This window comes from Herbaspirillum sp. B65 (assembly GCF_000333555.1).
GTDB classification, from domain to species: Bacteria; Pseudomonadota; Gammaproteobacteria; order Burkholderiales; family Burkholderiaceae_D; genus Herbaspirillum; species Herbaspirillum rubrisubalbicans.
On sequence record NZ_BADI01000663.1, the window covers coordinates 1 to 2130 of the forward strand.

A 2130-nucleotide genomic window follows, 5' to 3' on the forward strand; every position below is an offset into this window, starting at 1 on the left:
AGGGCTTCGCTGCCGCGCGCCTGGCAGGCTTCGGCGCGGCACACCTGCACCACATGCTGGCCGGCCGGTTCCTGGCGGAAGAAGTGATAGAACGAGATCACGCCATGCACCTCGGCGCGCGAGACGTTCAATTCGCCCGCGATCATCGGCACCGCATCGGCGGGGATGTAGCCGACCTGTTCCTGGATGCCGTGCAGGATGGGGAGCATGGCGCCGGCCATGTCCTTGCGCTCGGCGATGATGCCGCGCACCGCGGCGACGTCGAAAACTTGTTGCCTCTTCATGGATGCCTCCTGTGTTGCCTCGATGCGGACCCGGTCCTGCTTCTGCTCTTGCTGGATCTTGTACCCACCGCGCAATGACCAACGAATGAAAATGGGAATGAGGGAAATCTGCCGCGCCTAGGGCGGCGCCGCCTGCTGCCAACAGATCAGGGGCAAGGAGGAACCATGCAGCGGCCCGCCAGCGATCCGGTGATGGGCGCGCATGGCCGTGCGAAGTGAAACAGCTAGTCTCCGTTGTTGCATGTTCTCCCTGCCTTCGGGGTTGGTGGGAACACTGCGGATGCAGACCGGCCCTTACCGATGGGCCGCTCATGCTCCTGTTTTTTGATAGTCGCTGACACAAGCTGCCACTGCTCACGTGGCAGAGCAGCTTGTGTCAGCGGCTTTCGCCGCTGGGGTCTGACATGCAGACCGGGTGGAGCCGGCCTGCGGATGAAACGATGACGTCTCGAACTACGCGATCAACGGAACAGCACGGCCGACTTCTGCAACACCAGGGTGATACCCCAGATCAGCGGAATGCCCACCGCGGCCCATGCCAGACCGATCACCACCGGGTTGCCGCCGGTGCCGATCTGCGACATGTCGCCCGAACCGGCCGTCGCCACTGCATCGGCCGCCGACTTTTCGTGGGCCAGTTGCTTTTCACGGGCCAGTTCTTCCGGCGTCATGAAGTGCTTGGCGGCCACCGGACGGATCAGCAGGTTGCAGATCAGGCCCAGCACCAACATGCCGGCCAGGATGTACATGGTGGTGTTGTAGACCTCGTTCTTGGGCATCCCCTGCGCCAGTTGATACTCACGCATGTAGTTCACCACCACCGGGCCCAGGATGCCGGCAGTGGCCCACGCGGTCAGCAGGCGACCGTGGATGGCGCCCACCATCTGGGTGCCGAACAGGTCGGCCAGGTAGGCCGGCACGGTAGCGAAGCCGCCGCCATACATCGACAGGATGATGCAGACCGCACCGACGAACAGCGGAATGTTGCCCGCCTTGGCCGACCACGGCAGGCTCACGTACAGCACGAAGCCCAGCACGAAGAAGATGGCGTAGGTCATCTTGCGACCGAAGAAGTCCGAGCACGACGCCCAGGCGAAACGGCCACCGATGTTGAAGAGCGAAATCAGACCGGTGAAGCCGGCCGCCAGTGCCGCGATGGCGGTCTTCTGCTCGACCGACAGGTCATTGAAACCGATGTTCACACCCAAGAGCTTGCCGCCGAACACTTCTTGCAGCATCGGCGAGGCGATGCCGATGACGCCGATACCAGCCGACACGTTCAGGCAGAGCACCAGCCACACCAGCCAGAACTGGGGAATGCCCCAGACCTTGGAGACGTGCACGTGGTGCTGGGTGATCATGGTGGCCGAGGACTTGGCCACCGGCGGGGTCCAGCCAGCCGGCTTCCAGCCGGTCGGCGGCACGCGGTAGCCGAAGGCGCCGGCCATCATGAAGACGAAGTAGATAATCGCCATGACCACGAAGGTTTCCCACACGCCCACCGAGGTGGGGGAGGCAAACTTCTTCATCAGCGCATCGGCCAGTGGCGTGCCGACCAGCGCACCACCACCGAAGCCCATGATGGCCATGCCGGTGGCCATGCCGCGCCGGTCAGGGAACCACTTGATGAGGGTCGACACCGGCGAGATGTAGCCCAAGCCCAGACCGACGCCACCGATGACGCCCGAACCCAGCCACATCAGCCAGATCTGGTGCGTCTTCACGCCCAGGGCCGAGATCAACAGGCCACCGCACCAGCAGATGGCAGCCACCACACCGGCCTTGCGCGGACCGGCGTGTTCCAGCCAGCCACCCCACAGTGCCGCGGAGATGCCCAAGAGGACGA

Annotated in this window: 2 protein-coding genes; both read right to left on the reverse strand. The window is 64.0% G+C overall.

The window, feature by feature from the left end; all coding sequences use genetic code 11:
- A partial coding sequence (locus I5W_RS15760; protein ID WP_044529941.1) for an NAD(P)H-dependent oxidoreductase subunit E occupies positions 1-284 on the reverse strand: 284 nt, incomplete at its 3' end.
- Between the two features lie 461 nt (positions 285-745).
- Positions 746-2130, reverse strand: a 1385-nt coding sequence (locus I5W_RS15765; protein WP_044529942.1) for an OFA family MFS transporter, incomplete at its 5' end; no start/stop codon positions are given.